This is a genomic window from Massilia sp. 01N410 (assembly GCF_056399665.1).
On sequence record NZ_JBFTRV010000003.1, the window covers coordinates 254,861 to 277,937 of the forward strand.

The window sequence follows — 23,077 nt, forward strand, 5'->3', positions numbered from 1 at the left end:
ATGTACATGCGACACCCCACCACCACAACCCTTGCCGCGGCGCTTGCCGCCCTGCTGCTTGCGGCCTGCAGCGACAACGACAGCCCGCCCGCCGCCGGCGACACCCCGCCGGCCCAGACCCTGCCGCAACTGGGCGCCGCCACCGGCGCCAGCATGGCCGGCTGCGCCGACCTGGCGGCAAAGTTGACCTATCCCGACACCACCATCAGCGCGGTCAATGCGATCGCCGCCGGCACCATCAGCGTGGGCGGCAAGCCGGTGCCCGCCCACTGCCAGGTGCTGGGCGAGATGCTGCGCCGTACCAGCACGGTCGACGGCAAGAGCTATGCGATCGGCTTCGAGATGCGCCTGCCGCTCAACTGGAACGGCCGCTTCTTCTACCAGGCCAACGGCGGCGTCGACGGCAGCGTCGTCAGCGCGCTTGGACCGGTGGGCGGCGGCGGACCGCTGGACAATGCGCTGAACCAGGGCTTTGCCGTGATCAGCTCGGACGCCGGCCACGGCGCACCGACGCCCTTCTTCGGCATCGATCCGCAGGCGCGGCTCGACTACGGTTACCAGGCGGTCGGCAAGCTGACGCCGATGGCCAAGGCCGTGATCAAGGCCGCCTACGGCAAGGCGCCGGACCGTTCCTATATTGGCGGGTGCTCGAACGGCGGCCGCCATACCATGGTGGCGGCGGCGCGCTATGCCGACCAGTACGACGGCTTCCTGGTCGGCGACCCCGGCTTCCGCCTGCCGCTGGCGGCGATCGCCAACATCGCCGGCGCCAAGACCTATGCCGCGCTGGCCTCCACGCCGGGCGACCTCGGCACCGGCTTCACCCAGGCCGAACGGGCGCTGGTGTCGAATGCGGTGCTGGGCAAGTGCGACGCCCTCGATGGTGCCGCCGACGGCCTGGTGCAGGATACCAAGGCCTGCCAGGCCGCCTTCGACATCAACCGCGACGTGCCGACCTGCGCCGGCGCGCGCGACGGCACCTGCCTGACCACGGCCCAGAAGAGCGGCATCGCCGCCCTGTTCGCCGGCGCCAAGACCGAGAGCGGCAAGCAGATCTACACCAGCTTCCCCTGGGATGCCGGGCTGGCGACCAACGGCTGGGCGAGCTGGAAGTTCAGCTCCCCGATCGACCGCGATGCCGGCGCGGTCGGCCTGATCTGGCAGGTGCCGCCGGAAGACCCCGCCACCTTCGACGGCCGCAGCTTCGTGCTGAACGGCAGCCTGGACACGATGCTGGCGAAGATCAACGCGACCAATGGCATCTACACGGAGAACGCGCTGTCCTTCATGACGCCGCCGAATCCATCCAACCTGGCCGCCCTGAAGAACCGCGGCGCCAAGATGCTGGTCTACCACGGCACCAGCGACCCGATCTTCTCGAGCGACGACACCACGTCCTGGTATGAGGCGCTGCGCACGGCCAACGGCGGCGACGCCGCGAACTTCGCGCGCTTCTTCCGGGTGCCCGGCATGAACCACTGTTCCGGCGGCCCGGCCACCGACCAGTTCGACATGCTGACGCCGCTCGTCGCCTGGGTCGAGAAAGGCCAGGCGCCGGACACGGTGGCGGCAGCGGCCCGCGGCAGCGGGAATGCCGGCGGCGCGAATGCCGACCTGCCCGCCAACTGGTCGGCCTCGCGCACCCGTCCGCTGTGCGCCTATCCGAAGGTCGCGCGCTACAAGGGCAGCGGCAGCGTCGACGACGCCGCCAACTTCAGCTGCCAGTAATTCTTCCTCCCTCTCTCATGGCCGCATGTCAATCTTGGCATGCGGCCATGCCCTTCTGCGCTTGCCAGGCTGCCCGCCTCGGCGTAGCGTCCTCATTCAGACCATCTACCCGCTCCGCATGAGCATTCGTGCTCATGCGGACGCATCCGTATTTATACTTACGTCGATTTACTTCACAAATGAACTATCCAGTACTAAAATATATCCTGTACCGAAGCTTTTCCACTGGTCCTCCTTCAATAAGGTGAACATCATGAACCTGAAACCCCTGATCCCTGTCGTCCTCCTCGCCGCCCTGACCGGCTGCGCGTCCACCAGCAATGTCGCCGCCAACGATCCGGTCCGCGCCCGCGTGCAGGCCGAGCTGGCACAAGCCAGGGCCGACGGCACTTACCCGCTGACCGAAGCGCAATACGTCTACCCGAACTGGCCCGAACTGCACAAGGCGCCCTGAAGCCTGCCTGAACGCACTCTTTCGGCCGCGTCAGTGCGATAATCGGCACTTTCAAAAGCTGCAAGGAATGCAATGAGCGATTTTGGCCCGACCGAACAGCGGCTGCGGCGAGTCCAGGCCCGCGTCCCGGGATTCCCGTTCGAGAAGATGCTGTTGGTCCGGATGGCCTACCATCTGCAGAAGAACCTGCGCGACAGGAGCAACGCGGCGCTGCGGCAGTACGAGCTGGGCGACACGCACTATATGGTGCTGGCCATCCTCTACGGCAGCGTCGACGAAACCTCGACCGCCTCGGAGCTGAGCGAAGCCTGCAACGAGAAGCCCGCCAACCTGACGCGCGTCTGCGACGAGCTGGCGGCCAAGTCCCTGGTCCGGCGCGGCCCCAAGCCGGGCGACCGCCGCGCGGTGATGATTACGCTGAGCGAGGAAGGCCGCGCGATGATCGAGCGCCTTCTGCCCGAGGTCTCCGCCGCCACCACCGCCGCCTTCGCCGGCTTCACGCCGGCCGAGCTGGAAACGCTGGCCAGCCTCAATGCGCGCGTGCTGCGCAACCTCGACGCAAAAGCCTGAGCAGTTTGCCAGTCAGGCCCTTGCCAGCCGTTCGATCACCCGCCGCGCGCGGTTCGGGCCAACGTCGACGTGGATGTCGACCTGCGGCGCGCCGGGATGGCGCAGCATGTTGCGGTACTGGGCTTCGATCACCACCTTGTCCTCCTCGAAAGTCAGCGCGGTCTGGTCGAACACGACGCCGCTGACGTCCGGCCGTTCCGGGTGGCTGTTGGACGCCATGGTCCACATATAGTGGGCAGTGGTGTCGGTTTCCGGCGTGATCGCATGAAAGCCGCGCATGTGGAAGCCGCCGCGCTGCGGGTCCCGCATGTCCTCGGTGCCGGCGTCGGCGCCGCCGGTCCAGATGTTCAGGTGGCTCACGTTGAACTCCACTTCCTGCCAGCGGTCGATCTTGCCCTTGAAGGGCCAGGCGTCGAGGTAGGTCGGCGGCGGCGCCGACTCCGGCATGTAGCGCAGCACCCTGACCTGGTCGCCGCTGGCCTCCACCTTCAGCTCGGCGTTCATGTGGACCGCCGCGTTGCCGCCGATGGTCTTCAAGTGCACGTAGCCGAGGTGGCTGAGGTCCAGCAGGTTATCGTGGATCAGCTGGTAGGGCGCGTCGTAGTGGAAGACGTCGCCCTTGAAGGTGTAGCGCGGATCGCGGTGCACCCAGTAGTCCGGTGCCTCGTGGGTCGGCTGGCCGCCTTCTTCGCGCGGCATCCAGATCCACAAGATGCTGTCCTTCTCGCTCAGCACATACGACTTCACCTTCGCCTTGGTCGGGATGCGCTCCTGGCCGGGCACCTCCAGGCAGGCGCCGTCCGGCGCGAACAGCAGGCCGTGGTAGCCGCAGCGCACGCCGCGCTTCTCGACCGTGCCGCAGGACAGCGGCAGCGACTTGTGGCAGCAGCGGTCTTCCAGCGCGGCGGCCACGCCTTCGCCGGTACGGAACATCACGACGTTCCGGTTCAGCAGGGTCCTGGCCACCGGCCGGTCCTTCAATTCCCAGGAAAACCCGGCGACATACCATTGATCGAGCGGGAACATGGATAATCTCCTTATGAATGCGCGGCTTACTTGGCCGGGTCCTTGACCGCGTCGAAGCGGTCGATCTCGGTGGCCACCAGCCTGCCGTCGCGCTTGTCGATGCGGCGGATATAGATGGTCTGGACGATGTCGCGGGTGGCCGGATCGATGGTCACCGTGCCGCGCGGGCTGCTGCTGGTATAGCCCTTGAGCGCCTGCATGAAGGCCGCGCCGCCCGCTTTGCCGCCGGTCCTGGCGAGCGTCTTGGCGATCAACGCCATGCCGTCGTAGGAAGACGCCGCCAGGAAGCTCGGCTGCATGCGCCCGCCCACGGTCTTGCCGAAGGCGTCGACGAAGCTGGCATTGTCGGCGCCCGGCCGGGTATAGGAATAGAAGCCGGACGAATAGATGCCGACCAGGGAATCGCCGCCCGCCTTCAGCACGTCCTCGTCACCCCAGCCCTCGCCGCCCAGGAAGCGGATGTTCGCCTTGTCCAGGCCCTTCTCGCGGTAGGCCTTGGTGAAGGCCACCATCGGCTGGCCGTTCGGCAGGAAGACGTGGATGGCGTCCGGCTTCTCGTCCTTGACGCGCTGGACGAAGGCGCCGTAGTCGACGCTGCCCAGCGGCATGCGCACCGAGCCGACGATCTTGCCGCCCAGGGCAGTGAAGGTCTTGTTGAACCAGGTCTCGGCATCGATGCCCGGCGCGTAGTCGGCCACCACGGTGAACACGCGGCGCGCGCCGGTGCGGTAGGCCCATTCCGCCAGCGGCTTGGCCGACTGCGCGATCGTGTAGGAGACCCGCGTCACGTAGGGCGAGCGCGCGGTCAGGCTCGATGCCGCCGCGTTCATCACCACCATCGGCGTCTTGCTCTGGTCGGCGACGCCGGCGGCGGCCATCGCATTCGGCGTGAACACGAAGCCGGCCAGCACGTCCACGTGGTCGCGCGTGACCAGCTCGTTCGCCAGGCGCTTGGCGATGTCCGGCTGGGTGCCGGTATCGTCCTTGTAGATGACTTCGATGCGCTTGCCGGCCACCTTGTCGCCGTTCAGGCGCAGCCAGGTGTCGATCCCGGCCTTCATCTGCGCGCCGCTCTCGGCGGCCGGACCGCTGAGCGAGGTGATGACGCCGATCCGGATCGTGTCGTCCTGGGCGTGGGCGGCGCCGCCGGCAAGCAATGCCACGATCAAGCAAAACCCTGGCGTGAACCTGTTCATGCATGTCTCCTGTCGTTGTAGTGCATGCAATCATAGGCCGCTTGTGTTATATCTCAAGACAATTCAGAGAATAACGTTTATTCGATATTTAGATATGAGCACGGACGCCGGATTCGACCTCAACCTGCTGCCGGTGGTGCTGGCCATCGCCGAGGAGCGCAGCGTCAGCCGCGCCGCGCAGCGCCTCGGCTGGAGCCAGCCCAAGGTCAGCATCGCCCTCAACAAGCTGCGCGTGGCGCTCGGCGATCCGCTGTTCGTGCGCGGCTCGCACGGCATGTCGCCGACACCGCGCGCCACCGCCCTGCTGGGGCCGACGCGCGAGATCCTGGGCAGGGTGAAGACCGAGGTGCTGGCCAGCACCCGCTTCGAGCCGGCCGAAACCACGCGCCGCTTCAACTTTGCATTGTCGGACATCGGCGAGATGACCTTCCTGCCGAAACTGCTGGCCTACCTGCAGGCCCACGCGCCGCATGCCACGGTGCGCTCGGTCACCCTGCCGCCGGAAGAGATCGCGGCGGGTCTGGAATCCGGCGAGATCGACCTCGCGCTCGGCTATTTTCCGGACCTGAAGGCGCGCAACTTCTTCCAGCAGCGCCTGTTCACCCACAACTTCATCAGCCTGCTCAACGCGCGGCACCGGATCAAGGGCGAGCGGATCTCGATGGCGGACTTCCTGCGCATCGGCCATGCGGTCATTCGCGCGGAGGGGCGCAGCCAGGAGATCTTCGAGCAGCTGCTGGCCAAGCACAAGATCGAACGGCGGGTGGTCCTGTCGACGCCGCACTTCATGTCGATCCCCTTCATCATCGCCTCCACCGACCTCCTGGTGACGGTGCCGTATGCGGTCGGCGAATCCTTCGCGCGCATCGCCAGCATCCGCCTGATCCAGCCGCCGCTGGAAATCCCGCAGTTCGACCTGAAGCAGTACTGGCACCGCAAATTCCACAAGGACGAGCCGAACGTGTGGATCCGCACGGTGGTGGCCAAGCTGTTCGCGGACCGCGCCGGGCGTTAGTGTTCTTCGGCCGCCGCCCGGGCCAGCGCCACGAAGGCTTCCGCCAGCGGTCCGCCGCCCTCGGTGTGGCGGGCCAGCAGCATCGAGGTGGTGGCTTCCGGATCGGCCAGCGGGCGGTAGACCACGCCCTCCATGTGGATGCCTTCGAAGGAACCGGGCAGCACCGAGATGCCGCAGCCGGCCGCCACCAGGCCGATGATGGTCGAGGGCTCGCCCGCCTCCATCGCGATGTGGGGCGTGAAGCCGGCGGCGCGGCACAGCTCGAAGATCTGGTGGTAGATGCCGGTGCCGGCATCCTTGGGGAACACGACGAAGGCCTGGCCGGCCAGGTCCTTCACGGCGATGCTTTCCTGCCGCGCCAGCGGCGAATCGGTCGGCAGCACCAGCCGCAGCGGATCGCTGCGCAGCTTGGTCAGCGCCACCTTGTGCGGCAGCTGCATCGAGGCCGGGCGCACGAAGCCGACGTCCAGTTCGCGCGCCTCGATCCTGGCCAGCTGGTGCAGCGTCGTCATCTCCTGGAAGCTCAGCAGCACGCGCGGATAGGCCTGGCGGTAGCGCCGCACGACCTTGGCGAACAGCGGCGTGAACGGCGTCGAGAAGGTGAAGCCGACCCGCAGCTCGCCCGCTTCGCCCATGTGGGCGCGATGGGCGGTTTCCTTGGCCTGCTCGGCCAGCGCCAGCATGCGCCGCGCGTCCGCCAGGAACAGCCGGCCGGCTTCGGTCAGCAGCACGCGCCGTTTGTTCCGCTCCAGCAGCCTGGCGCCGATCTCGGCTTCCAGCGCCTGGATCTGCTGGCTCAGCGGCGGCTGGCCGATGTGCAGGCGCTCGGCGGCGCGCGTAAAGCTCAGTTCTTCCGCCACGGCGACGAAGTAACGCAGATGCCGAAGTTCCATGTTATCTGTTTAAGCGATAAGTAGAGCCACAAATATATATTGGACAGATGGCTCGCACAATCCTAGGATGGAGTATCAAAGCCTCACGCCTAGCCCCATGTCCAGCCCCACCGCCGTCCCCGCCTACCGCCGCACCAACCGCGCCCTGTTCTTCGGCGGCTTCTCCTGCTTCGCCCTGCTCTACTGCGTGCAGCCGCTGATGCCGCTGCTGGCCCACGATTTCGCGCTCACGCCGGCGCAGAGCAGCCTGTCGCTGTCGATGGCGACCGCGGCGCTGGCCTTCTCGCTGCTGTGCTCTTCCGTCATCTCCGACCGCGTCGGCCGCAAGAACCTGATGGTGGTGGCGCTGGTGGTGGCCGCCGCGATGACGGTGCTGTCGGCATTCGCGCGCAGCTATGCCGAGCTGCTGGTGGCGCGCACCCTGCTCGGCCTGGCGCTGGGCGGCATGCCGGCGGTGGCGATGGCCTACCTCAGCGAAGAGATCGAACCGGCCTCGCTGGGCGTCTCGATGGGCCTCCTCATCAGCGGCAATGCCTTCGGCGGCATGCTGGGCCGGATGCTGGCCTCGACCCTGTCCGACTTCCTGTCCTGGCGCGTGGCGCTGGCGACGATGGGCGTGGCCGGCCTGCTGGCGGCCTGGGAATTCTGGCGCAGCCTGCCCGCCTCGCGCAATTTCAAGCCCTCCTCGGGCGGCCTGGCGATGACCCTGCACGGCCTGCGCCGCCACTTCGGCGACGACGGCCTGCCCTGGCTGTTCGCCCTGTCCTTCCTGCTGATGGGCTGCTTCGTGAGCGCCTACAACTTCATCGGCTTCCGCCTGCTGGGCGCGCCCTACGGCCTGCGCCAGAGCGTGGTCGGCGCGATCTCCCTGCTCTACCTGCTCGGCATCTTCAGCTCGGTCTGGGCCGGCCGCCGCGCCGACCGCCTGGGCCGCCGCCACGTGCTGTGGTCCGTGATGGGGACCATGTTCGCCGGCCTGCTGCTGACCATGGCGCACAACCTGGTGCTGATCGTCGCCGGCATGGCCATCTTCACCTTCGGCTTCTTCGCCTCGCACTCGATCGCCAGCAGCTGGGTGGGCCGCCGCGCCCGCACCCAGCAGGCACTGGCCTCGGCGCTCTACCTGTGCTTCTACTACCTCGGCTCCAGCGTGGTCGGCTGGCTGTGCGGCTTCCTCTGGGAGCACGGCGGCTGGGGCGGCGTCGTCATGCTGCTCGGGAGCCTGCTGGCGGCGGCGCTGCTGATCTCGCTGCGCCTGCGCAGCTTGGCGCCGCTCATGACGGATGCGCAGTCTGCGAACATGGCGAAACCACCCAAGAGTACACTCAGCAACCCAAGACCATCGGCCGAGCCTTTGGCGTGAATCACGCCGTTTTCCATGGATGGATTTGCAGGAAATCCGCCCGCACCTCCAGAATGACCGGCGGGAAGCGCTCCGCGATCGCTCGTTCCATGCGCGCGTCTGCGTCGACGTCGGCGGCACCATTCGCGAATGCTTCTTTACGGGCGTGTTCGGAAGGCCATTGAGCGTAGCTATACCATAAGCCATCGCTGCCCCGGTGTAAGCGCGATCCGAGCGAGCCCAGCTCCTTCAGATAGATTTCAGACTTACGTGACCAGGCGTCGACGAATTCGTCTTCACGTCCCTCATGGATTCGCCACCGATAGAGTACTACGAACATGTGTTCTCCTTAGGATTGCATATGGCTGCTTTCAGGTCCGCTAGCGGACGGTCGAAACGGCGGTCTTAATCCATGACCGGACTCTCGACACCCAGCAGCTTGTGAATCTTCGGCGAGGTGGTCGTGTACAGCATGTGCACCTTCTTGTCCGGGAAGATGTAGGGCGCCGCGCCGAAGGCCGCCAGCGCGGCCTCATGAAAGCCCGACAGGATCAGCTTCTTCTTGCCCGGATAGGTATTGATGTCGCCGACCGCGAAGATGCCCGGCACGCTGGTCTCGAAGGTCTCGGTTGTCGTCACCTTCAGCTGGCGCATCTCCATGTCCAGCCCCCATTCGGCGATCGGTCCCAGCATGGGCAGCAGGCCGAAGAACACCAGCACCATCTCGGCCGGCAGGCGGCGCGTGACGCCGTCGCTGCCCAGCACCTTCAGCTCGGTCAGCCTGCCATCTTCTTCGCCGAAGCCCGCCACCTGGCCCGAGACGAACTGCATCTCGTGGGCCTCGCACAGCGCCTTCATCTTCGCGATCGAGGCCGGCGCGGCGCGGAAGCTGTCGCGGCGGTGCACCAGCACCACCGACCCGGCCTTGCCGACCAGGTCCAGGGCCCAGTCCAGCGCCGAATCCCCGCCGCCGCAGACCACCAGTTGCCTGCCGTGGAAACGGGCCGGCTCGCGGACGCGGTAGAACAGCTGGCTGTCCTCGAATTTGTCGATGCCGCCCACCTTGAGCTTCCTCGGCTGGAAGGCACCGACGCCGGCGGCGATGAAGATCGTTTTGGTGACGAAGCGGGTGCCGGCCGAGGTCTCGAGGTCGAAGCGACCATCCTCGCGCTTGCGGACCAGGCGCACCTCCTGGCCGAGGTGGAAGGCCGGCTCGAAGGGTGCGATCTGCTTCAACAGATTGTCGGTCAGCTCGCGGCCGGTGAGCACGGGCGCGGCCGGGATGTCGTAGATCGGCTTGTCCGGGTACAGCTCCATGCACTGGCCGCCCGGATAAGGCAGGGAATCGATCACATGCGCCTTCACCTCCAGCAGCCCGAGCTCGAACACCTGGAACAGGCCGACCGGGCCCGCGCCGACGATCACGGCATCGGCGTCGATCGCCCCGGCCATCCATTCTTCTTCACGTTTCATACCTTCTTCTCCCGCCAGTCACGGCTTCTGTTGTTCGTATTCGCTTTATAATTCCTCAAGTTACCTTGAGGTCAAGCGCCATGAACAAAGCCATTCCCGCCACCGTCCGCCGGCTGAGCGTCGGCGAAGTCGCCGAGCGCAGCGGCGTCGCCGTCTCCACCCTGCACTTCTACGAAGCCAAGGGCCTGATCAGCAGCGTGCGCAGTTCCGGCAACCAGCGCCGCTACACGCCCGACGTCCTGCGCTACATCGCCATCATCAAGGTGGCCCAGCGCGCCGGCATTCCGCTGGACGAGATCCAGCAGGCGCTGGGGCCCTACCAGCCGGGCCAGAAGATCACTGCCGCGCAATGGAAGAGCGTCGGCTCGAAGTGGCGGGCGGCGCTCGACGAGCGCATCACGCGGCTGCAGCGCCTGCGCAGCGAATTGAACGGGTGTATCGGCTGCGGCTGCCTGTCGCTGAAGGATTGCCCGCTGCGCAATCCGGAAGACGTGCTGGGGCGCGAAGGTCCGGGGCCGCGCATCCTCGAACGGGATTGATGAATCGAAAGTATCTCGCCGAGATTTCGCCCATATCGAAAGGCATTTCAGCCAAATATAGGCAGCCGGTACGGATTTTTCTTTCGTTTTGTTGACGCGTAAGTTTTTTCACCATACATTTAACGCGCCATAACTTACGAACAGAAAAATACCGGAGACCTCGGCTTGACACTTTCGAAGACACTACAGGCAGCCCTGCTGGCCCTGGCCATGACGAGCACCCTGGCGGCCGCCGCGAGCGCCGCCCCGGCGCGCCCACCCCACTTCGCCATCGACGGCGCCCAGTTCAAACTCGACGGCAAGCCCTATGTCATCCGCTCCGGCGAGATGCATTACCCGCGCATCCCGCGCGCCGCCTGGCGCGAGCGGCTGCGCATGGCGCGCGCGATGGGGCTGAACACCGTGACGACTTACGCCTTCTGGTCGCAGCACGAGCCGGAGCCGGGGCAATGGGACTTCTCCGGCCAGAACGACCTGCGCACCTTCATCAAGACGGCGGCCGAGGAAGGCCTGAACGTGGTGCTGCGGCCGGGGCCTTACGTGTGCGCCGAGGTGGACTTCGGCGGCTTCCCGGCCTGGCTCCTGCGCACGCCGGGCCTGCGCGTGCGTTCCATGGATGCGCGCTACCTGGCCGCCAGCGCCCGCTACTTCAAGCGCCTCGCCCGGGAAGTGGCCGACCTGCAGAGCAGCCGCGGCGGCCCCATCCTGATGCTGCAACTGGAAAACGAATACGGTTCCTTCGGCCGCGACCACGACTACCTGCGCGCCACCCGGGAACAGATGCGCGCGGCCGGATTCGACGCCCCGCTGTTCACCTCGGACGGCGGCGCCGCCCGCCTGTTCGAGGGCGGCACCCTGCCCGGGGCGGCGGCCGTCGTCAACTTCGGCGGTGGGCTGGACGATGCCAAGGGCTCGATCGAAGCGCTGTCGGCATGGCGACCGGCCGGGCCGCGCATGGCCGGCGAATACTGGGCCGGCTGGTTCGACCACTGGGGCGGACCGCACCACAGCCAGAGCCTGGAAGAAGCCGCGCGCACGGTGGACTGGATGCTGTCGCAGGGGGTGTCCTTCAACCTCTACATGTTCCACGGCGGCACCAGCTTCGGCTGGCTGGCCGGCGCCAACTATTCAAGCACCGAGCCCTACCAGCCCGACACCACCAGCTACGACTACGACGCCGCGCTGGACGAAGCCGGCCGCCCGACGCCCAAGTACCAGGCCCTGCGCGAAGTCATCGCCAGGCATGTGAAGGAGACGCTGCCGCCGGTACCGGCGGCACCGGCACCGCAGGCCCTGGCCGCCTTTCCGCTGGCGTCCGCCGGCAGCCTGCTGGACAGCCTGGACACCCTCTCGAAGGGCCAGCCCGCACGCTGGGTGCGGGCGATGGAGGAATTCGGCCAGAACTACGGCTACATCCTCTACCGCAAGCGCCTGGCGGCGCCGATCAAGGGACAGCTGGTGCTGGACGAGCTGCGCGACCAGGCCACCGTGCTGGCCGACGGCCGTGTCATCGGCCGGCTCGACCGCCGACGCGGCGACAAGGCGCTGGCGGTGGACCTGCCCGCCGGTACCCGGCTCGACCTGCTGGTCGAGGCCATGGGCCGCATCGGCTTCGGCGCGAAACTGGTGGAGGACAGCAAGGGCATCGTCCGCGGTGTGAAACTGGACAAGCAGGAGCTCGAAGACTGGACGGTCTATCCGCTGCCGCTGGACGCCGCGGCGCTGAAACGCCTGGCCGCAAGCGCGCCGGGCCAGGCGGGCGGAGATCCGGCGGGACCGGGCTTCTGGAGGGGCACCTTAAAGCTCGACCAGCCGGTGGACAGCTTCCTCGACACCCGCGGCTGGGGCAAGGGCCAGGTCTGGGTCAACGGCCACCACCTGGGCCGCTACTGGCACATCGGTCCGCAGCAGACCCTCTACCTGCCGGCCTCCTGGCTGAAAGCGGGCGCCAACGAGGTGCTGGTCTTCAGCACCGAGCCTCCCACCGCGACGACGATGCAGGGACGCGCCGATCCGGTGGTCGAGACCCCGCCGCCCGATTGACCGCCATGGTGTGGCGGATGCACAGCCGCTCGACGTGGCCCTCTGCGGACTGGCCGACCGCGAAGCATACGGCGCGGGCAACCGACTGCGCCAGGGAATGCTCCGCGTTCGCCGGGTCGCCCGGCGCGGGCAGCAGGGGCGCTTCCGTGCTCACCAGCGTGGCCCGCAAGGGATAGCCATCGCTCCCCTTCTGCAGGCCCTCGCTGATTTCCGCCAGCGCCTGCGCCAGCGAACGGAACACGGTGCCATGGGCCACGCCATGCAGGCCGTCGAGCCGCGGCACGAAGAGCGGCGCGACGTTGACGATGTGGCCGGCGCCCTGCCGCGCCATCTGCGCATTCGCCGCCACCACGGCGTGCAGGTAGGCTTGGATCTGCTCGTCCGCGACCCGGGTCCAGTCGACGCCAAAACCATCGCCGATGGCCGTCGCGCGCGGGCTGTTGATGACCACGTCGACCCGGCCATGCCCGCGCACCGCATGGGCGACCAGGTTTTTCACTTGAACGTAGTCGGCGCCGTCCGCCTGTAATGCCAAGACCGATGCGCCGTCCCAGCGCAGTTCACCCGCCAGTTCTTCGAGGCGCTCGCGGTCGCGCGCCCCGAGCACCAGCAGCGCGCCCTCCTCCGCCAGGCCGCGTGCGCATGCCGCGCCGGCCTCCCCGTCCGCCTCGGTGATCACGACGACTTTTCCCCGACCCTGCTTTGCCATGTTTCCACTCCATCCTATACGACGACGAACGGAGTGTAGAACCTCAAGCAAAGTCGAGGTCAAGCGCAGATTGCAGACCTCAGAAGGCGTGACGGATCCCGGCCATCAGGCCGTTCTGCGCCCTGCCCGGCGCCACCGTGCCGCCGGAGTCGAGGGCCAGCGCCGCCTGCCCGTGATTGTCCATGCGGCCGGCTGCCGCATACACCGCGCTGCGCCTGGACAGCGCATAGCTCAGGCGCGCCACCACCATCGTGGTGTCGTCCGGCGAACCCTTGACGTTCTTCCTCGCCACCTGGGCGTCGAGGGTCAGCTGGGGGCCGACCGGCTGGCTGAGGCCGAGGTAGTAGAGATCCGATTCGATGACGCCGGTAGCGGCGAAGGTCTTGCGGTCCAGGACGCCGCCGCCCACCTTGGTCTTGCCCAGCATGACGTAGCCGTTGAGGGTCGTGCGGCGGTCGTAGTTGGCGCTGCTGGTGAGGCCGAAGGCCGCGCCCTTGTTCCCGTACAGCTTGTCGTAGGAGGCGGTCGCGCCCCAGGTGTCGGCGTCATAGCCCAGCAGGCCGGTGTACTGGCGGCAGGCGCGCGCATCGCCGGCGACTTCGCCCGCGCAATTGGTCGCCGCCGGGCCGCCCGCGGACGAGGCGTCGCGCCCGGTGCTGTAGGTGGCGCCCAGCGTCACCCGCTTGAAGGTGCCCATGTAGGCGATGGCGTTGTCGCTGCGGGCGTTCGGGATATAGGCGTCGATACTGCTGATCGAGAACAGGTTCGGGCCCAGCACATCGGTCTTCAGCATCGAATAGAAAGTCATGTTCGGCACCCGTCCCAGCTGCAGCGTGCCCCAGCTCCCCTTGAGGCCGACCCAGGCCTGGCGCCCGAACAGGCGGCCGCCCTGGCTGGCCGTGCCGGCGTCGGGATTCAGCCCGTTCTCGAGGGTGAAGATGGCCGACAGGCCGTTGCCCAGGTCTTCCGCACCGCGAAAGCCCAGGCGCGAGGGCACGCTGCCGGTCAGGGAAGCCATCTTGGTCATCGAATGGCCGGCCGCGTCGACGTTGTCGGTGCGGGCGAAGGCGGCATCGACGATGCCGTAGACGGTGATATTGGTCTGGGCGGATGCCGCGCCTGCGCACAGGGCGGCCGCAAAAGCGACGGACGTGAGGGCGCCGCGCCGGAGGGCTGCATGGTTCTTCATTGTGTCTCCTGGCTCAACCCACGTAGTCCGGCTGGTTCTGCGGCGCCGCCGCGATGAAGGCCGGCTGCCGCATGCAGTGCTCGTAGACGGCCAGCACGCGCGTGAAGCGCGACAGGTCGCAGCCCATGCGCATGGCATTCGCCACCTGGGGCACCAGGCAGCAGTCGGCCAGGGTCGGCGTGTCGCCGAAGCAGTAGGCCGTCGCCGGAAGCTTGGCCAGCAGGCGCTCCACCGCGCCCAGGCCCTCGTCGACCCAGTGCGCGTACCAGGCCGACTTGGCCTCCTCGCTCACGCCCAGCGTGCCGGTCAGGTACTTCAGCACGCGGATGTTGTCGATCGGGTGGATCTCGCAGGCGATGGTCTGGGCGACTTCCAGCACGCGGGCGCGCAGCACCGGCTCCTCGGGCAGCAGGCGCGGCTCGGGATAGCGGTGGTCGAGGTAGTCGATGATCGCCAGCGACTGGGTCAGCGTGAGCTCGCCGTCGACCAGCACCGGCACGATGCCGGCCGGGCTCAGCTCGCGGTAGGCCGGCTGGCCCTGCTCGCCGCCGCGCAAGTTGACGCCGGCGTAGTCGTAGCTCAAGCCCTTCAGCGCCAGCGCGATGCGCACGCGGAAGGAGGTGGAACTGTTGAAGAAGCTGTAGAGTTTCATGCGAAGCCTTTGCTGCGAAAAGTACGAAAGATCAGGTCGATGCCGGCGTGGATGCCGCAGCGGCGCCCTTGCTGCCTGCCGCCGCGCCGCCGGCACCGCCCAGCGGATAGCGGACGAACATCGCGAACACCGACAGCGATGCCAGCAGCGCCGGAATGGCGAGCAGCAGGATGATGGCCGAGAAGCCCAGGCCCGCGCCGAGCAGCGCGCCGCCCATCAACGATCCGAGGATGGCGCCGCAGCGGCCCACGCCCAGCGCCCAGCTGACGCCGGTGACGCGGTTGCTGGTCGGGTAGAAGGCCGCGGCCAGGGCGTTGGCGCCGATCTGCGAACCGCTGATGCAGAAGCCCACGCCGGCCACGCCGATGTTCAGCAGCACCAGGTCGGTGTACTGGAAGCCGATCAGGGCGATGAAGGCGATCGCGCACAGGTAGGACAGAGCCAGCACGCGGTAGGGATTGAAGCGGTCCATCAGGCGGCCGATGACGATGGCGCCGACGGTGCCGCCCACCTGGTACATGGCCGACACCAGGGCCGCCTTGGCGATCGGGAAGCCGGCGTCCTTGAACAGGGTCGGCAGCCAGTTGGTCAGCAGGTAGACGATCAGGAGGCTCATGAAGAAGGCGGCCCACAGCGCCAGCGTGCCGAAGGCCAGCGGCGATGCGAACAGCTGGGCGACCGGCGAACGTCCCTTGGCGGCCGGCGCTTCCGGAATGAAGAAGCGTGCGCCGGCTAGCCTTGCGCCCGGCGCGATGCGGCGCAGGGTAGCGGCGATCTGCGGGCTGCCGGGTTTGCGCAGCACCAGGAAGCGCACCGATTCCGGCAGCAGGAAATAGAACAGTACCGCGCAGGCGATCGGCAGGTAGCCGCCCACCAGCAGCACGCTGCGCCAGCCGTATTCCGGAATCAGGTGGGCGGCCAGCACGCCGCCCAGGCCGGAGCCGAGGGTGAAACCGCAGAACATGATGGTGACCACGGTCGACTTGCTGCGCTGCGGCGAGTATTCGGAGGTCAGGGTGATCGCGTTCGGCATGGCGCCGCCCAGTCCCAGTCCGGTCAGGAAGCGGAAGATGGTCAGCGTCATCAGGGAGTCGGTATAGGCCGAGGCCAGGCTCCAGATACCGAAGAACAGCACCGACAGCACCAGGATGGTCTTGCGGCCGATGCGGTCGCCCAGCGGGCCGGCCAGGAAGGAGCCGAAGGCCAGGCCGACCAGGCCGGCGGACAGCAGCGGCGCCAGGTGCTGCGGGGTGAGGTGCCACTCGCCGCGCAGCGACGGGGCGATGAAGCCGATGATCGCCGTATCGAAACCGTCGATGGCGATGATGATGAAACAGAGGAAGGCGATCAGGAACTGGTAGCGCGTGAAGCGCCCCGTATCGATCAGCTGCTGTACGTCGACTTGCGCGGTACTGGACATGGTGTCTCCTGTTGATTGTCGTGGATGGCCGCGGTCTTGGCCGCGGTCCGTGTTGTGTGCGGCGGGTCAGCCGAGGTCGACGAACACCCTGCCGTTCTCGATCCTCACCGGGTAGGTGCGCACCGCCTCGGTGACCGGCTGGCAGGTCGGGCTGCCGTTGCGGATGTCGAACTTGCCCTGGTGGAGCGGGCATTCGATCTCGAAGCCGTCGAGGAAGCCGTCGCACAGGCGGGCGTGTCCGTGGGTGCAGAGGTTGTCGGTCGCGTAGACCTGCCCTTCGACCTTGTACAGGGCGACGTCCTTGCCGCCGGTGTCGACGCCCAGCACGTCGTCTTCGGGCACCTCGTCGAGGGCACTGATGTCAAGCCAGTTGTTTGCCATGTTTGCTGCCTTTTGCTTAGATTGGATAGATCAAGGAGTTCGGGATCATCTCGGTGTCGTAGACGCACACGCGGGACTCGAACTTCAGCCCATGCGGGGTGACGCGCACGCGGTCGATATAGCGGCCGACGTTGAATACCGTGGTCTCCTGGCTCAGCTTGGTGCGGAAGACAGCGTAGTTCGCCTCCGCCTCGACCAGGTCGCCGTCCACACGCAGGATGCGCGGCAGGCCGACCGTGTGGCGCTGGTAGTACGGGTCGTGGAACAGGGTCTCGCGGATGCCGTAGACGCGGTCCCTCAGCATCCCCTTGCTCAGCAGGGCCAGGGTGCACAGCGGGAAGCCGCGTTCGAAGTTCTCGCGCGGCTGCACCTTGTACTCGCAGTCGTCGACGAAGAAGTCCACCCAGCGCTCCCAGTCGGCGGCGTCGACGGCGGCCGCGTAATCGGCGTTCAGCCGGGCCAGCGCCAGGTAGATCTGCAGCTCATCGTTGCTGTTCATCGTTCAATCCTCCATCACCGTGCGCCAGTACTCGTACATCCCGCGGATCAGGGTCTCGGTGACCATGTGGTCGGTGTTCTCGACGCCGTAGCCGCCGAGTTCCGCCACTGCGCGGTGGAAGGGCTTCTGCTCGAAGCCGTACTGCGACAGCTCGATGACCTCACCGTCGTCGGCCGAGACGAAGCCGGCCGGTCCGAACAGGTTGGCCTGGATCAGGCGGCGCTCGGTCATCTCCTCGCTGTCGTCCTCGAAGCCGAAGTGGGTCCAGACGAAGTCGAAGGAGCCCTTGCCGTCCGGCTGGATGTGGCGGGTGGAGACGCTGTTCACCTGCTGCTGGAAGATCACGCTCGGGAATACCGTCATCATCACCGCCGTCGGACCTCCCCACCATTCCTCGGGGACGATGTCGAGCAGGCGCTTGTCCTCGATCTGCATGCTCTCCTTGAAGCTGGTGATGCCGGAGGTGACATCGGCCTTGCTGCCGGTGCCGCTGCCGCGGGTCGAGATCATCGCCGCGTGGCGGTGGCGCTCGTCCATCACCAGCTGGGACTTGTTATCCGCGCGCCACAGGCCGTAGGTGACGAACCAGGTGTGCAGCAGGCCCGGATGGTAGGGGTCCTTGATGTTCTCCTGCATCAGCTTCCAGTTGCCCGGGATGCGCTGGCGGTTGTAGCCGAGGATCTTCAGCTGGCGGCCGTTGAACAGGCGGTCGAAGTAGCGCGTGATCTCGGGGCCGAGGAAGTCTTCCAGCGATTCCACCTCGTGGTCGAAGGAGGCGAACACCACGCCGCCACGGGTGGCGACCTTCAACCGGGTCAGGCCGTGTTCCTCGGGCTTGAATTCCTTGGGCATGCCGCCCTGGATCTTGCCTTCCTGCTTGACGCCGCGGCGGAAGGGCACGCCCTGCAGGTCGCCGTTCAGCCGGTAGTTCCACTGGTGGTAAGGACAGACGAACTCCTTCCTGTTGCCGTGGCGCTCGCGGCAGAACTGCATGCCGCGGTGGGCGCACACGTTCTCGACCACGTGGACGCCGTCCTCGCCACGCACCATGATCACCGAACGCTCGCCGATCACGGTGCGCTTGAAATCGCCCACCTTGGGGATCTCGGCTTCGAGTCCCACGTAGCACCAGTGGCCGCGGTAGAACAGCCTTTCCAGCTCGCGCTGGTGGAGCTGCTCGTCGGTGTACACCGCGAACGGGATCCGGCTGCTGCTTTCCTTCGACTCCCACACTGCCATGACCGCCTCCTGTTTCAGCCTGCCACGCGCACGCGGATCTCGCCCAGGCCGGCCACGCTGCCGACCATCAGGTCGCCCGGCTTGACCGCGTTCACGCCTTCCGGGGTGCCGGTCATGATGATGTCGCCCGGCTCCAGGGTTTCGTACTCCGACAGGTAGGCGATCGATTCCGCCACCGACCAGATCAGCTTGGAGACGTCCGAACGCTGGCGCGATTCGCCGTTCACGGTCAGCGCGATCTCGCCTTCGCGCACGTGGCCGACTTCGCTGGCCTTGTGGATGGTGCCGATCGGCGCCGACTGCGCGAAGGATTTGCCGAATTCCCAGGGACGGCCCTTGTCGCGCGCTTCCAGCTGGACGTCGCGGCGGGTCATGTCGAGGCCGACCGCGTAACCGTAGACGTGCTCCAGTGCCCGCTCGACCGGGATGTTGGCGCCGCCCTTGGCGATGGCGACCACCAGCTCGATCTCGTGGTGGAAGTTGGCGGTCTTCGGCGGATACGGAATCGTCACTTCCTCGCTGCCGGCAACCACGGTGGCGTTGGCCGGCTTCATGAAGAAGAACGGCGGTTCGCGGTCCGGATCGCGGCCCATCTCGCGCGCATGCGCCGCGTAGTTGCGGCCGACGCAGAAGATGCGGTTGATCGGGAACTGCTCGTCGCTGCCGGCGATCGGCAGGGTGTAGACGGGGGCCGGGGCTACTGCGTATTTCATGGGGTTCTCCTGATGAGGGTTACTGCATTTTTTCTTCGCGCCACAGGCCGATCGCCTGCTGCATCGGTCGGTCCGAGAAGCTGAACAGGATGGTCTGTTCGCCGGCTTTCAATGTCAGCGTGTGCCAGGACGGCACCACGAACACGTCGTTCGGACCGAAGGTATAGGTCTCGTCGCCAACCTGCGCGCTGGCCTCGCCTTCCAGGCAGACGTAGACGGTGGCGTCGGTGCTGCGGTAGGGCGCGGTCTCGAAGCCGGCCGGCAGCAGCTGGGCAAAGGCGCCGATGGTCGGCATCGGCGATGCGCCGGTGGCCGGGTTCACGTAGCGAAGCTTGTGGCCGAAGTGGGGGTCCGGCGCGGTGCGGGCGATGCCTTCCAGCGCCTCCTTCGTCTGGGAGAAGGGATAGACGAAGACCTTGGTCGGATCGGCCGCTTCCTGCTTCAGGTCCACCGGCAGCATGTTGTGGCCGTAGCGCGCCAGCGCATCGCCTTCCGGACGCGAAGTCTGCTGGGTGGCCTCGCTGCCATGCTCGGCGAAGCCGGCGTCGAAGAAGCGCAGGGTCGGGATGTCGAGGCCGTCCAGCCACACCACTGGCTCCGTACCCAGGTTGCCATGGTCGTGCCAGGTCCAGGACGGGGTGATGATGAAGTCGCCGCGGCGCATGGTGGTGCGCTCGCCGTCGACCGCCGTGTAGGCGCCCTCGCCGTCCAGCACCAGGCGCAGGGCGGACTGGGTGTGGCGGTGGGCCGGCGCCACTTCGCCCGGCATGATCAGCTGCAGGCCGGCGTACAGCGATTGCGTGATCGAGGAATTGCCGCGCATCGCCGGATTCTCGAGGATCAGCACGCGCCGTTCCGCCTCTTCGGCCGTGATCAGGCGGCCGGCTTCCATGACCTGCTCGCGCACCTCGGCATAGCGCCACAGCGCAGGCGCCACCGGGGTCCTGGGCGACTTCGGCACCAGGGCGCCGAGCACTTCCCACAAGGGGGTCAGGTTATGGCCGCTGATGCGGCGGTAGAAGTCGGCGCGTTCCTGCTTCACGCCGGCCTTGGCTTGCATGTCCATATGGTCTCCTCGGATTCAGGCTGCTTTCGCGTAGAACGCGTCGGCGTAGATGTGATCGGTGTCGATGCCGCGTTCGCGCGCCACCAGGGTCGCCGCGTCCACCATCGGCGGCGCGCCGCACAGGTAGGCGCGCCAGCCGGACAGCGAAGTCCAGTCGCGGGCCACGGCCTCGGTAACGATGCCGCTGCGCCGGCCGGCGCCGGCCTGGCCTTCCGTGACCACCACGTGCACCTTCAGGTTGCGATGGCGCTCGGCGAGGCCGGACAGCAGCTCGGTGCAGTAGACGTCGCGGGCGCTGCGCACGCCGAAATACACGTGGATGTCGTTGCGCATGCCCGCTTCGAGGGCGCCGCGCACGATGGCCAGCACCGGCGCCAGGCCGGTACCGCCGGCCACGCACAGCATCGGTCCTTCGTGCTTCCTGCGCAGGTAGGAGGTGCCGAGCGGACCGCTGACGCGGACGGCGTCGCCGAGCTTCAGCTCGCGGTCGACGTAACCGCTCACCATGCCGTCCTTGACCAGGCGGATGTGGAATTCCAGTTCGCCGTCGCCCGGCAGGCCGGCCATCGAATAGGGGCGCACGTGTTCGGGCGTGAACTGCAGGGTCGCGTACTGGCCCGGCGAGTACTCGAGCGGCTTCGCAGCGCGCAGGCGCAGGCGCACGATGTCGTGGGTCAGGCGGTCCAGCGCCGTCACGGTCGCTTTCAGGACCCTGGCCGGATGCAGGATGATCTCGTCCGGCTCGGGAATCTCGATGCTGCAGTCGCCGTTGACGACGCTGGTGCAGGCCAGGACGGTCTGCCCGCCATCGGCATTGGCGCCGTCGATGCGGCCGTCGATCACCTTGCAGCGGCAGGTGCCGCAACGGCCGGCGGTGCAGCTGTAGGAAATCGGTACGCCGTGCTCGCGCAGGGCCGCCAGCAGGTTGGTTCCCGGGGCGACGTCGATGGTCTGGTCGAGCGGCCTGATATGCAGCTTCATGCAGTCTCCAAAAACTTATATCTCGTTCTTGGGTTTGATTATAGGAATGCCAGTAAAATAAAAATACAAAATCCCGTGAATGCGCAAAATAGATTTGGTGAATATCGCATGCTCAATCTTCATGATGTCGATCTCAACCTGCTGGTGGTTTTCCAGCAGCTCTACAAGGAAAGGCGGGTGTCGGCGGTGGCCGAGAACCTCGGCCTGACCCAGCCGGCGGTCAGCAACGCGCTGAGCCGGCTGCGCAAGATGATGGGAGACGAACTATTCCTGCGGACCGCGCGCGGCATGGAGCCGACGCCGTATGCGGTGCAGCTGGCCGAGCCGATCGATTTCGCCCTGACGACGATCCGCGACACGCTGGAGCGCCAGCTGGAATTCGACCCGATGGCCAGCGTGCGCAAGTTCACGATCGCCATGACGGATCTGGGCGAGATCCACTTCCTGCCGCGCCTGATGCGCAAGCTGGCCGGGATCGCGCCCGGCGTGACCATCAGCACCGTGCGCAACGCCGCCGTCAACCTGAGCGACGAACTGGAATCGGGCCGGGTCGACATTGCCATCGGCCTGCTGCCGCAGCTGAAGGCCGGCTTCTTCACCCGCCACCTGTTCCGCCAGCGTTACGTGTGCATCTTCCGCGAGGGGCATGCGCTGGACAAGGAAGCGCTGACCCTGCAGGACTTCGAAGAGGCCCAGCACATCGTCGTGGTGGCCGGCGGGACCGGCCACGCGATCGTCGACGAAGTGATCGAGAAGCGCGGCGTGAAACGCAATGTCCGGCTGAGCGTGCCGCACTTCGTCGCACTGGGCCACATCCTGTCGAACACCGACCTGATCGCCACCGTGCCCGAGCGTTACGTCCGCGAAGGAATGGCGCCTTTCAAGCTGCGCTATTTGCCGCATCCGGTGCCCTTTCCCAACTTCGACGTCAACCTGTTCTGGCATGCGAAGTATCACAAGGAGCCGGGGAACCAGTGGTTGCGGGGGGTGATTGCGGAGTTGTCGGTCGACCAAGGGGTCGGGCTGGTATAGCCTGGTCGCGGGAGCCAACTGGCATAACCGTTCCCTGGACACGTGAACGGGTGGCGGTGCATTAAAAGAGTACAATGCTAATTGTTAATTTTACGAAAGGAAAGTAGACAATGTCCTCGGTGCAGGTACGCAACAACGTTCGTATCTCTGGCAGCGGCTCGACCACCATGGTGTTCGCCCACGGTTTTGGCTGCGACCAGACCATGTGGCGTTTCCTCGCTCCCGCCTATGGCGAACGTTTCCGCACTATCTCGTTCGACCTCGTGGGCAGCGGGGGCTCCGATCTGGCGGCCTACTGCCGCGACAAGTACGGCACCCTGCACGGCTATGCCGACGACCTGCTCGAAATCATCGACGAATTCGCCACTGGCCCGGTGGTGTTCGTCGGCCATTCGGTCAGCACGATGATCGGGCTGCTCGCCACGATCAAGGCGCCGCATAAATTCAGCGCCCAGGTCATGGTCGGACCGTCGCCTTGCTATATCGACGACGGCGACTACGTGGGCGGGTTCAGCCGTGAGGACATCGACGAACTCCTGGAAACGATGGAAGCCAACTTCCTCGGCTGGTCGAGCAACCTGGCGCCGGCGATCATGGGCGTGCCCGATCGGCCGGAGCTGCGCGAAGAGCTGACCAACAGCTTCTGCCGCAACGACCCCGAGATCGCCAGGCATTTCGCCGGCGTGACCTTCCTGTCCGATCACCGCAAGGATGTGCCCCTGTCGACCGTGCCGGCCCTGATCCTGCAGTGCACCGACGACATGGTGGCGCCACGCTCGGTGGGCGAGTTCCTGCACCGGAACCTGCCTTCGAGCACCCTGCACATCATCGACAACGTCGGCCATTGTCCGCACATGAGCGCCCCGACCGAAAGTTCGCGGGCGATTGACAACTTCCTCGCGCACGTCCTGCGCTGA

Annotated in this window: 24 protein-coding genes; 9 read left to right on the forward strand and 15 right to left on the reverse strand. The window is 66.7% G+C overall.

All coding sequences use genetic code 11. The features are described from left to right. The 3 genes from AC1DOP_RS06115 to AC1DOP_RS06125 all read left to right on the forward strand — a co-directional run bounded on the left by AC1DOP_RS06115 (window position 1) and on the right by AC1DOP_RS06125 (window position 2,752). Window positions 1-1,728, forward strand: coding sequence for a tannase/feruloyl esterase family alpha/beta hydrolase (locus AC1DOP_RS06115; protein WP_477250425.1), 1,728 nt, complete (start codon window positions 1-3; stop codon window positions 1,726-1,728). Between the two features lie 253 nt (window positions 1,729-1,981). Next, window positions 1,982-2,182, forward strand: coding sequence for a DUF4148 domain-containing protein (locus AC1DOP_RS06120; RefSeq protein ID WP_441933726.1), 201 nt, complete (start codon window positions 1,982-1,984; stop codon window positions 2,180-2,182). A gap of 72 nt (window positions 2,183-2,254) precedes the next feature. Continuing rightward, on the forward strand, window positions 2,255-2,752 hold the full coding sequence (locus AC1DOP_RS06125) for a MarR family winged helix-turn-helix transcriptional regulator (RefSeq protein WP_477250427.1): 498 nt from the start codon (window positions 2,255-2,257) through the stop codon (window positions 2,750-2,752). Window positions 2,753-2,764: 12 nt separating this feature from the next. Here AC1DOP_RS06125 and AC1DOP_RS06130 read toward each other — a convergent pair whose 3' ends face one another. Further along, window positions 2,765-3,778: a Rieske 2Fe-2S domain-containing protein gene (locus AC1DOP_RS06130; RefSeq protein ID WP_477250429.1), complete on the reverse strand. Its 1,014-nt coding sequence runs from the start codon at window positions 3,776-3,778 to the stop codon at window positions 2,765-2,767. Window positions 3,779-3,804: 26 nt separating this feature from the next. Continuing rightward, entirely contained in the window at window positions 3,805-4,974 is a 1,170-nt protein-coding gene (locus AC1DOP_RS06135) for an ABC transporter substrate-binding protein (protein WP_477250431.1), read from the reverse strand. 94 nt (window positions 4,975-5,068) lie between these two features. Between AC1DOP_RS06135 and AC1DOP_RS06140 the strand changes: the two genes are divergently transcribed. After that, window positions 5,069-5,989 (forward strand): LysR family transcriptional regulator, encoded by a 921-nt coding sequence (locus AC1DOP_RS06140; protein ID WP_477250433.1) that lies wholly within the window; start codon window positions 5,069-5,071, stop codon window positions 5,987-5,989. On the opposite strand, the gene AC1DOP_RS06145 is transcribed toward AC1DOP_RS06140, so the two are convergent. Next, entirely contained in the window at window positions 5,986-6,882 is an 897-nt protein-coding gene (locus tag AC1DOP_RS06145; protein ID WP_477250435.1) for a LysR substrate-binding domain-containing protein, read from the reverse strand. The two genes, AC1DOP_RS06140 and AC1DOP_RS06145, sit on opposite strands and share 4 nt — an antisense overlap. A 97-nt stretch (window positions 6,883-6,979) precedes the next feature. Here AC1DOP_RS06145 and AC1DOP_RS06150 point away from each other — a divergent pair, with 97 nt between their 5' ends. After that, entirely contained in the window at window positions 6,980-8,245 is a 1,266-nt protein-coding gene (locus tag AC1DOP_RS06150; protein WP_441933736.1) for an MFS transporter, read from the forward strand. A gap of 1 nt (window position 8,246) precedes the next feature. On the opposite strand, the gene AC1DOP_RS06155 is transcribed toward AC1DOP_RS06150, so the two are convergent. Then, window positions 8,247-8,564 (reverse strand): antibiotic biosynthesis monooxygenase family protein, encoded by a 318-nt coding sequence (locus AC1DOP_RS06155; protein ID WP_441933738.1) that lies wholly within the window; start codon window positions 8,562-8,564, stop codon window positions 8,247-8,249. Window positions 8,565-8,629: 65 nt separating this feature from the next. After that, window positions 8,630-9,697: an NAD(P)/FAD-dependent oxidoreductase gene (locus tag AC1DOP_RS06160; protein WP_477250438.1), complete on the reverse strand. Its 1,068-nt coding sequence runs from the start codon at window positions 9,695-9,697 to the stop codon at window positions 8,630-8,632. A gap of 80 nt (window positions 9,698-9,777) precedes the next feature. Here AC1DOP_RS06160 and soxR point away from each other — a divergent pair, with 80 nt between their 5' ends. Together soxR and AC1DOP_RS06170 are read left to right on the forward strand one after the other, a co-directional pair. Beyond that, window positions 9,778-10,236: a redox-sensitive transcriptional activator SoxR gene (soxR, locus tag AC1DOP_RS06165; protein ID WP_441933742.1), complete on the forward strand. Its 459-nt coding sequence runs from the start codon at window positions 9,778-9,780 to the stop codon at window positions 10,234-10,236. A gap of 165 nt (window positions 10,237-10,401) precedes the next feature. Further along, window positions 10,402-12,279 (forward strand): glycoside hydrolase family 35 protein, encoded by a 1,878-nt coding sequence (locus AC1DOP_RS06170; protein WP_477250441.1) that lies wholly within the window; start codon window positions 10,402-10,404, stop codon window positions 12,277-12,279. Here the strand turns inward: AC1DOP_RS06170 and AC1DOP_RS06175 are convergent. From AC1DOP_RS06175 to AC1DOP_RS06220, 10 genes are all read right to left on the reverse strand, one after another. After that, entirely contained in the window at window positions 12,203-12,988 is a 786-nt protein-coding gene (locus tag AC1DOP_RS06175; protein WP_477250443.1) for an SDR family oxidoreductase, read from the reverse strand. The genes AC1DOP_RS06170 and AC1DOP_RS06175 overlap by 77 nt on opposite strands. A gap of 79 nt (window positions 12,989-13,067) precedes the next feature. Next, window positions 13,068-14,177: a porin gene (locus tag AC1DOP_RS06180; protein ID WP_477250445.1), complete on the reverse strand. Its 1,110-nt coding sequence runs from the start codon at window positions 14,175-14,177 to the stop codon at window positions 13,068-13,070. Between the two features lie 13 nt (window positions 14,178-14,190). Next, window positions 14,191-14,829: a maleylacetoacetate isomerase gene (gene maiA / locus AC1DOP_RS06185; RefSeq protein WP_441933749.1), complete on the reverse strand. Its 639-nt coding sequence runs from the start codon at window positions 14,827-14,829 to the stop codon at window positions 14,191-14,193. A gap of 31 nt (window positions 14,830-14,860) precedes the next feature. After that, the gene (locus AC1DOP_RS06190; protein WP_441933751.1) at window positions 14,861-16,249 is read right to left on the reverse strand and encodes an MFS transporter; all 1,389 of its coding nucleotides are present in this window, start codon (window positions 16,247-16,249) and stop codon (window positions 14,861-14,863) included. 66 nt (window positions 16,250-16,315) lie between these two features. Next, window positions 16,316-16,630: a non-heme iron oxygenase ferredoxin subunit gene (locus AC1DOP_RS06195; RefSeq protein WP_441933753.1), complete on the reverse strand. Its 315-nt coding sequence runs from the start codon at window positions 16,628-16,630 to the stop codon at window positions 16,316-16,318. A 16-nt stretch (window positions 16,631-16,646) separates the two neighbouring features. Beyond that, window positions 16,647-17,129: an aromatic-ring-hydroxylating dioxygenase subunit beta gene (locus AC1DOP_RS06200; protein WP_441933754.1), complete on the reverse strand. Its 483-nt coding sequence runs from the start codon at window positions 17,127-17,129 to the stop codon at window positions 16,647-16,649. Between the two features lie 3 nt (window positions 17,130-17,132). Continuing rightward, on the reverse strand, window positions 17,133-18,368 hold the full coding sequence (locus tag AC1DOP_RS06205; protein ID WP_441933756.1) for an aromatic ring-hydroxylating dioxygenase subunit alpha: 1,236 nt from the start codon (window positions 18,366-18,368) through the stop codon (window positions 17,133-17,135). Between the two features lie 14 nt (window positions 18,369-18,382). Further along, entirely contained in the window at window positions 18,383-19,081 is a 699-nt protein-coding gene (locus AC1DOP_RS06210) for a fumarylacetoacetate hydrolase family protein (RefSeq protein WP_441933758.1), read from the reverse strand. A gap of 19 nt (window positions 19,082-19,100) precedes the next feature. Then, on the reverse strand, window positions 19,101-20,147 hold the full coding sequence (gene gtdA / locus AC1DOP_RS06215; RefSeq protein ID WP_441933760.1) for a gentisate 1,2-dioxygenase: 1,047 nt from the start codon (window positions 20,145-20,147) through the stop codon (window positions 19,101-19,103). Window positions 20,148-20,162: 15 nt separating this feature from the next. Next, window positions 20,163-21,128, reverse strand: coding sequence for a 2Fe-2S iron-sulfur cluster-binding protein (locus AC1DOP_RS06220; protein ID WP_441933762.1), 966 nt, complete (start codon window positions 21,126-21,128; stop codon window positions 20,163-20,165). A gap of 108 nt (window positions 21,129-21,236) precedes the next feature. Between AC1DOP_RS06220 and AC1DOP_RS06225 the strand changes: the two genes are divergently transcribed. Both AC1DOP_RS06225 and AC1DOP_RS06230 read left to right on the forward strand, forming a co-directional pair. Next, a complete protein-coding gene (locus tag AC1DOP_RS06225; RefSeq protein WP_441933764.1) occupies window positions 21,237-22,160 on the forward strand; it encodes a LysR family transcriptional regulator in 924 nt (307 codons plus the stop codon). Window positions 22,161-22,270: 110 nt separating this feature from the next. Next, window positions 22,271-23,077, forward strand: a complete 807-nt coding sequence (locus tag AC1DOP_RS06230; RefSeq protein ID WP_441933766.1) for an alpha/beta fold hydrolase — start codon at window positions 22,271-22,273, stop codon at window positions 23,075-23,077.

Bases quoted from the DNA above. Each gene is read 5' to 3' on its own strand.
- AC1DOP_RS06115 (WP_477250425.1), top strand. From the start codon at position 1: ATGTACATGCGACACCCCACCACCACAACCCTTGCCGCGGCGCTTGCC.
- AC1DOP_RS06120 (WP_441933726.1), top strand. From the start codon at position 1,982: ATGAACCTGAAACCCCTGATCCCTGTCGTCCTCCTCGCCGCCCTGACC.
- AC1DOP_RS06125 (WP_477250427.1), top strand. From the start codon at position 2,255: ATGAGCGATTTTGGCCCGACCGAACAGCGGCTGCGGCGAGTCCAGGCC.
- AC1DOP_RS06130 (WP_477250429.1), bottom strand. From the start codon at position 3,778: ATGTTCCCGCTCGATCAATGGTATGTCGCCGGGTTTTCCTGGGAATTG.
- AC1DOP_RS06135 (WP_477250431.1), bottom strand. From the start codon at position 4,974: ATGAACAGGTTCACGCCAGGGTTTTGCTTGATCGTGGCATTGCTTGCC.
- AC1DOP_RS06140 (WP_477250433.1), top strand. From the start codon at position 5,069: ATGAGCACGGACGCCGGATTCGACCTCAACCTGCTGCCGGTGGTGCTG.
- AC1DOP_RS06145 (WP_477250435.1), bottom strand. From the start codon at position 6,882: ATGGAACTTCGGCATCTGCGTTACTTCGTCGCCGTGGCGGAAGAACTG.
- AC1DOP_RS06150 (WP_441933736.1), top strand. From the start codon at position 6,980: ATGTCCAGCCCCACCGCCGTCCCCGCCTACCGCCGCACCAACCGCGCC.
- AC1DOP_RS06155 (WP_441933738.1), bottom strand. From the start codon at position 8,564: ATGTTCGTAGTACTCTATCGGTGGCGAATCCATGAGGGACGTGAAGAC.
- AC1DOP_RS06160 (WP_477250438.1), bottom strand. From the start codon at position 9,697: ATGAAACGTGAAGAAGAATGGATGGCCGGGGCGATCGACGCCGATGCC.
- soxR (WP_441933742.1), top strand. From the start codon at position 9,778: ATGAACAAAGCCATTCCCGCCACCGTCCGCCGGCTGAGCGTCGGCGAA.
- AC1DOP_RS06175 (WP_477250443.1), bottom strand. From the start codon at position 12,988: ATGGCAAAGCAGGGTCGGGGAAAAGTCGTCGTGATCACCGAGGCGGAC.
- AC1DOP_RS06180 (WP_477250445.1), bottom strand. From the start codon at position 14,177: ATGAAGAACCATGCAGCCCTCCGGCGCGGCGCCCTCACGTCCGTCGCT.
- maiA (WP_441933749.1), bottom strand. From the start codon at position 14,829: ATGAAACTCTACAGCTTCTTCAACAGTTCCACCTCCTTCCGCGTGCGC.
- AC1DOP_RS06190 (WP_441933751.1), bottom strand. From the start codon at position 16,249: ATGTCCAGTACCGCGCAAGTCGACGTACAGCAGCTGATCGATACGGGG.
- AC1DOP_RS06195 (WP_441933753.1), bottom strand. From the start codon at position 16,630: ATGGCAAACAACTGGCTTGACATCAGTGCCCTCGACGAGGTGCCCGAA.
- AC1DOP_RS06200 (WP_441933754.1), bottom strand. From the start codon at position 17,129: ATGAACAGCAACGATGAGCTGCAGATCTACCTGGCGCTGGCCCGGCTG.
- AC1DOP_RS06205 (WP_441933756.1), bottom strand. From the start codon at position 18,368: ATGGCAGTGTGGGAGTCGAAGGAAAGCAGCAGCCGGATCCCGTTCGCG.
- AC1DOP_RS06210 (WP_441933758.1), bottom strand. From the start codon at position 19,081: ATGAAATACGCAGTAGCCCCGGCCCCCGTCTACACCCTGCCGATCGCC.
- gtdA (WP_441933760.1), bottom strand. From the start codon at position 20,147: ATGGACATGCAAGCCAAGGCCGGCGTGAAGCAGGAACGCGCCGACTTC.
- AC1DOP_RS06220 (WP_441933762.1), bottom strand. From the start codon at position 21,128: ATGAAGCTGCATATCAGGCCGCTCGACCAGACCATCGACGTCGCCCCG.
- AC1DOP_RS06225 (WP_441933764.1), top strand. From the start codon at position 21,237: ATGCTCAATCTTCATGATGTCGATCTCAACCTGCTGGTGGTTTTCCAG.
- AC1DOP_RS06230 (WP_441933766.1), top strand. From the start codon at position 22,271: ATGTCCTCGGTGCAGGTACGCAACAACGTTCGTATCTCTGGCAGCGGC.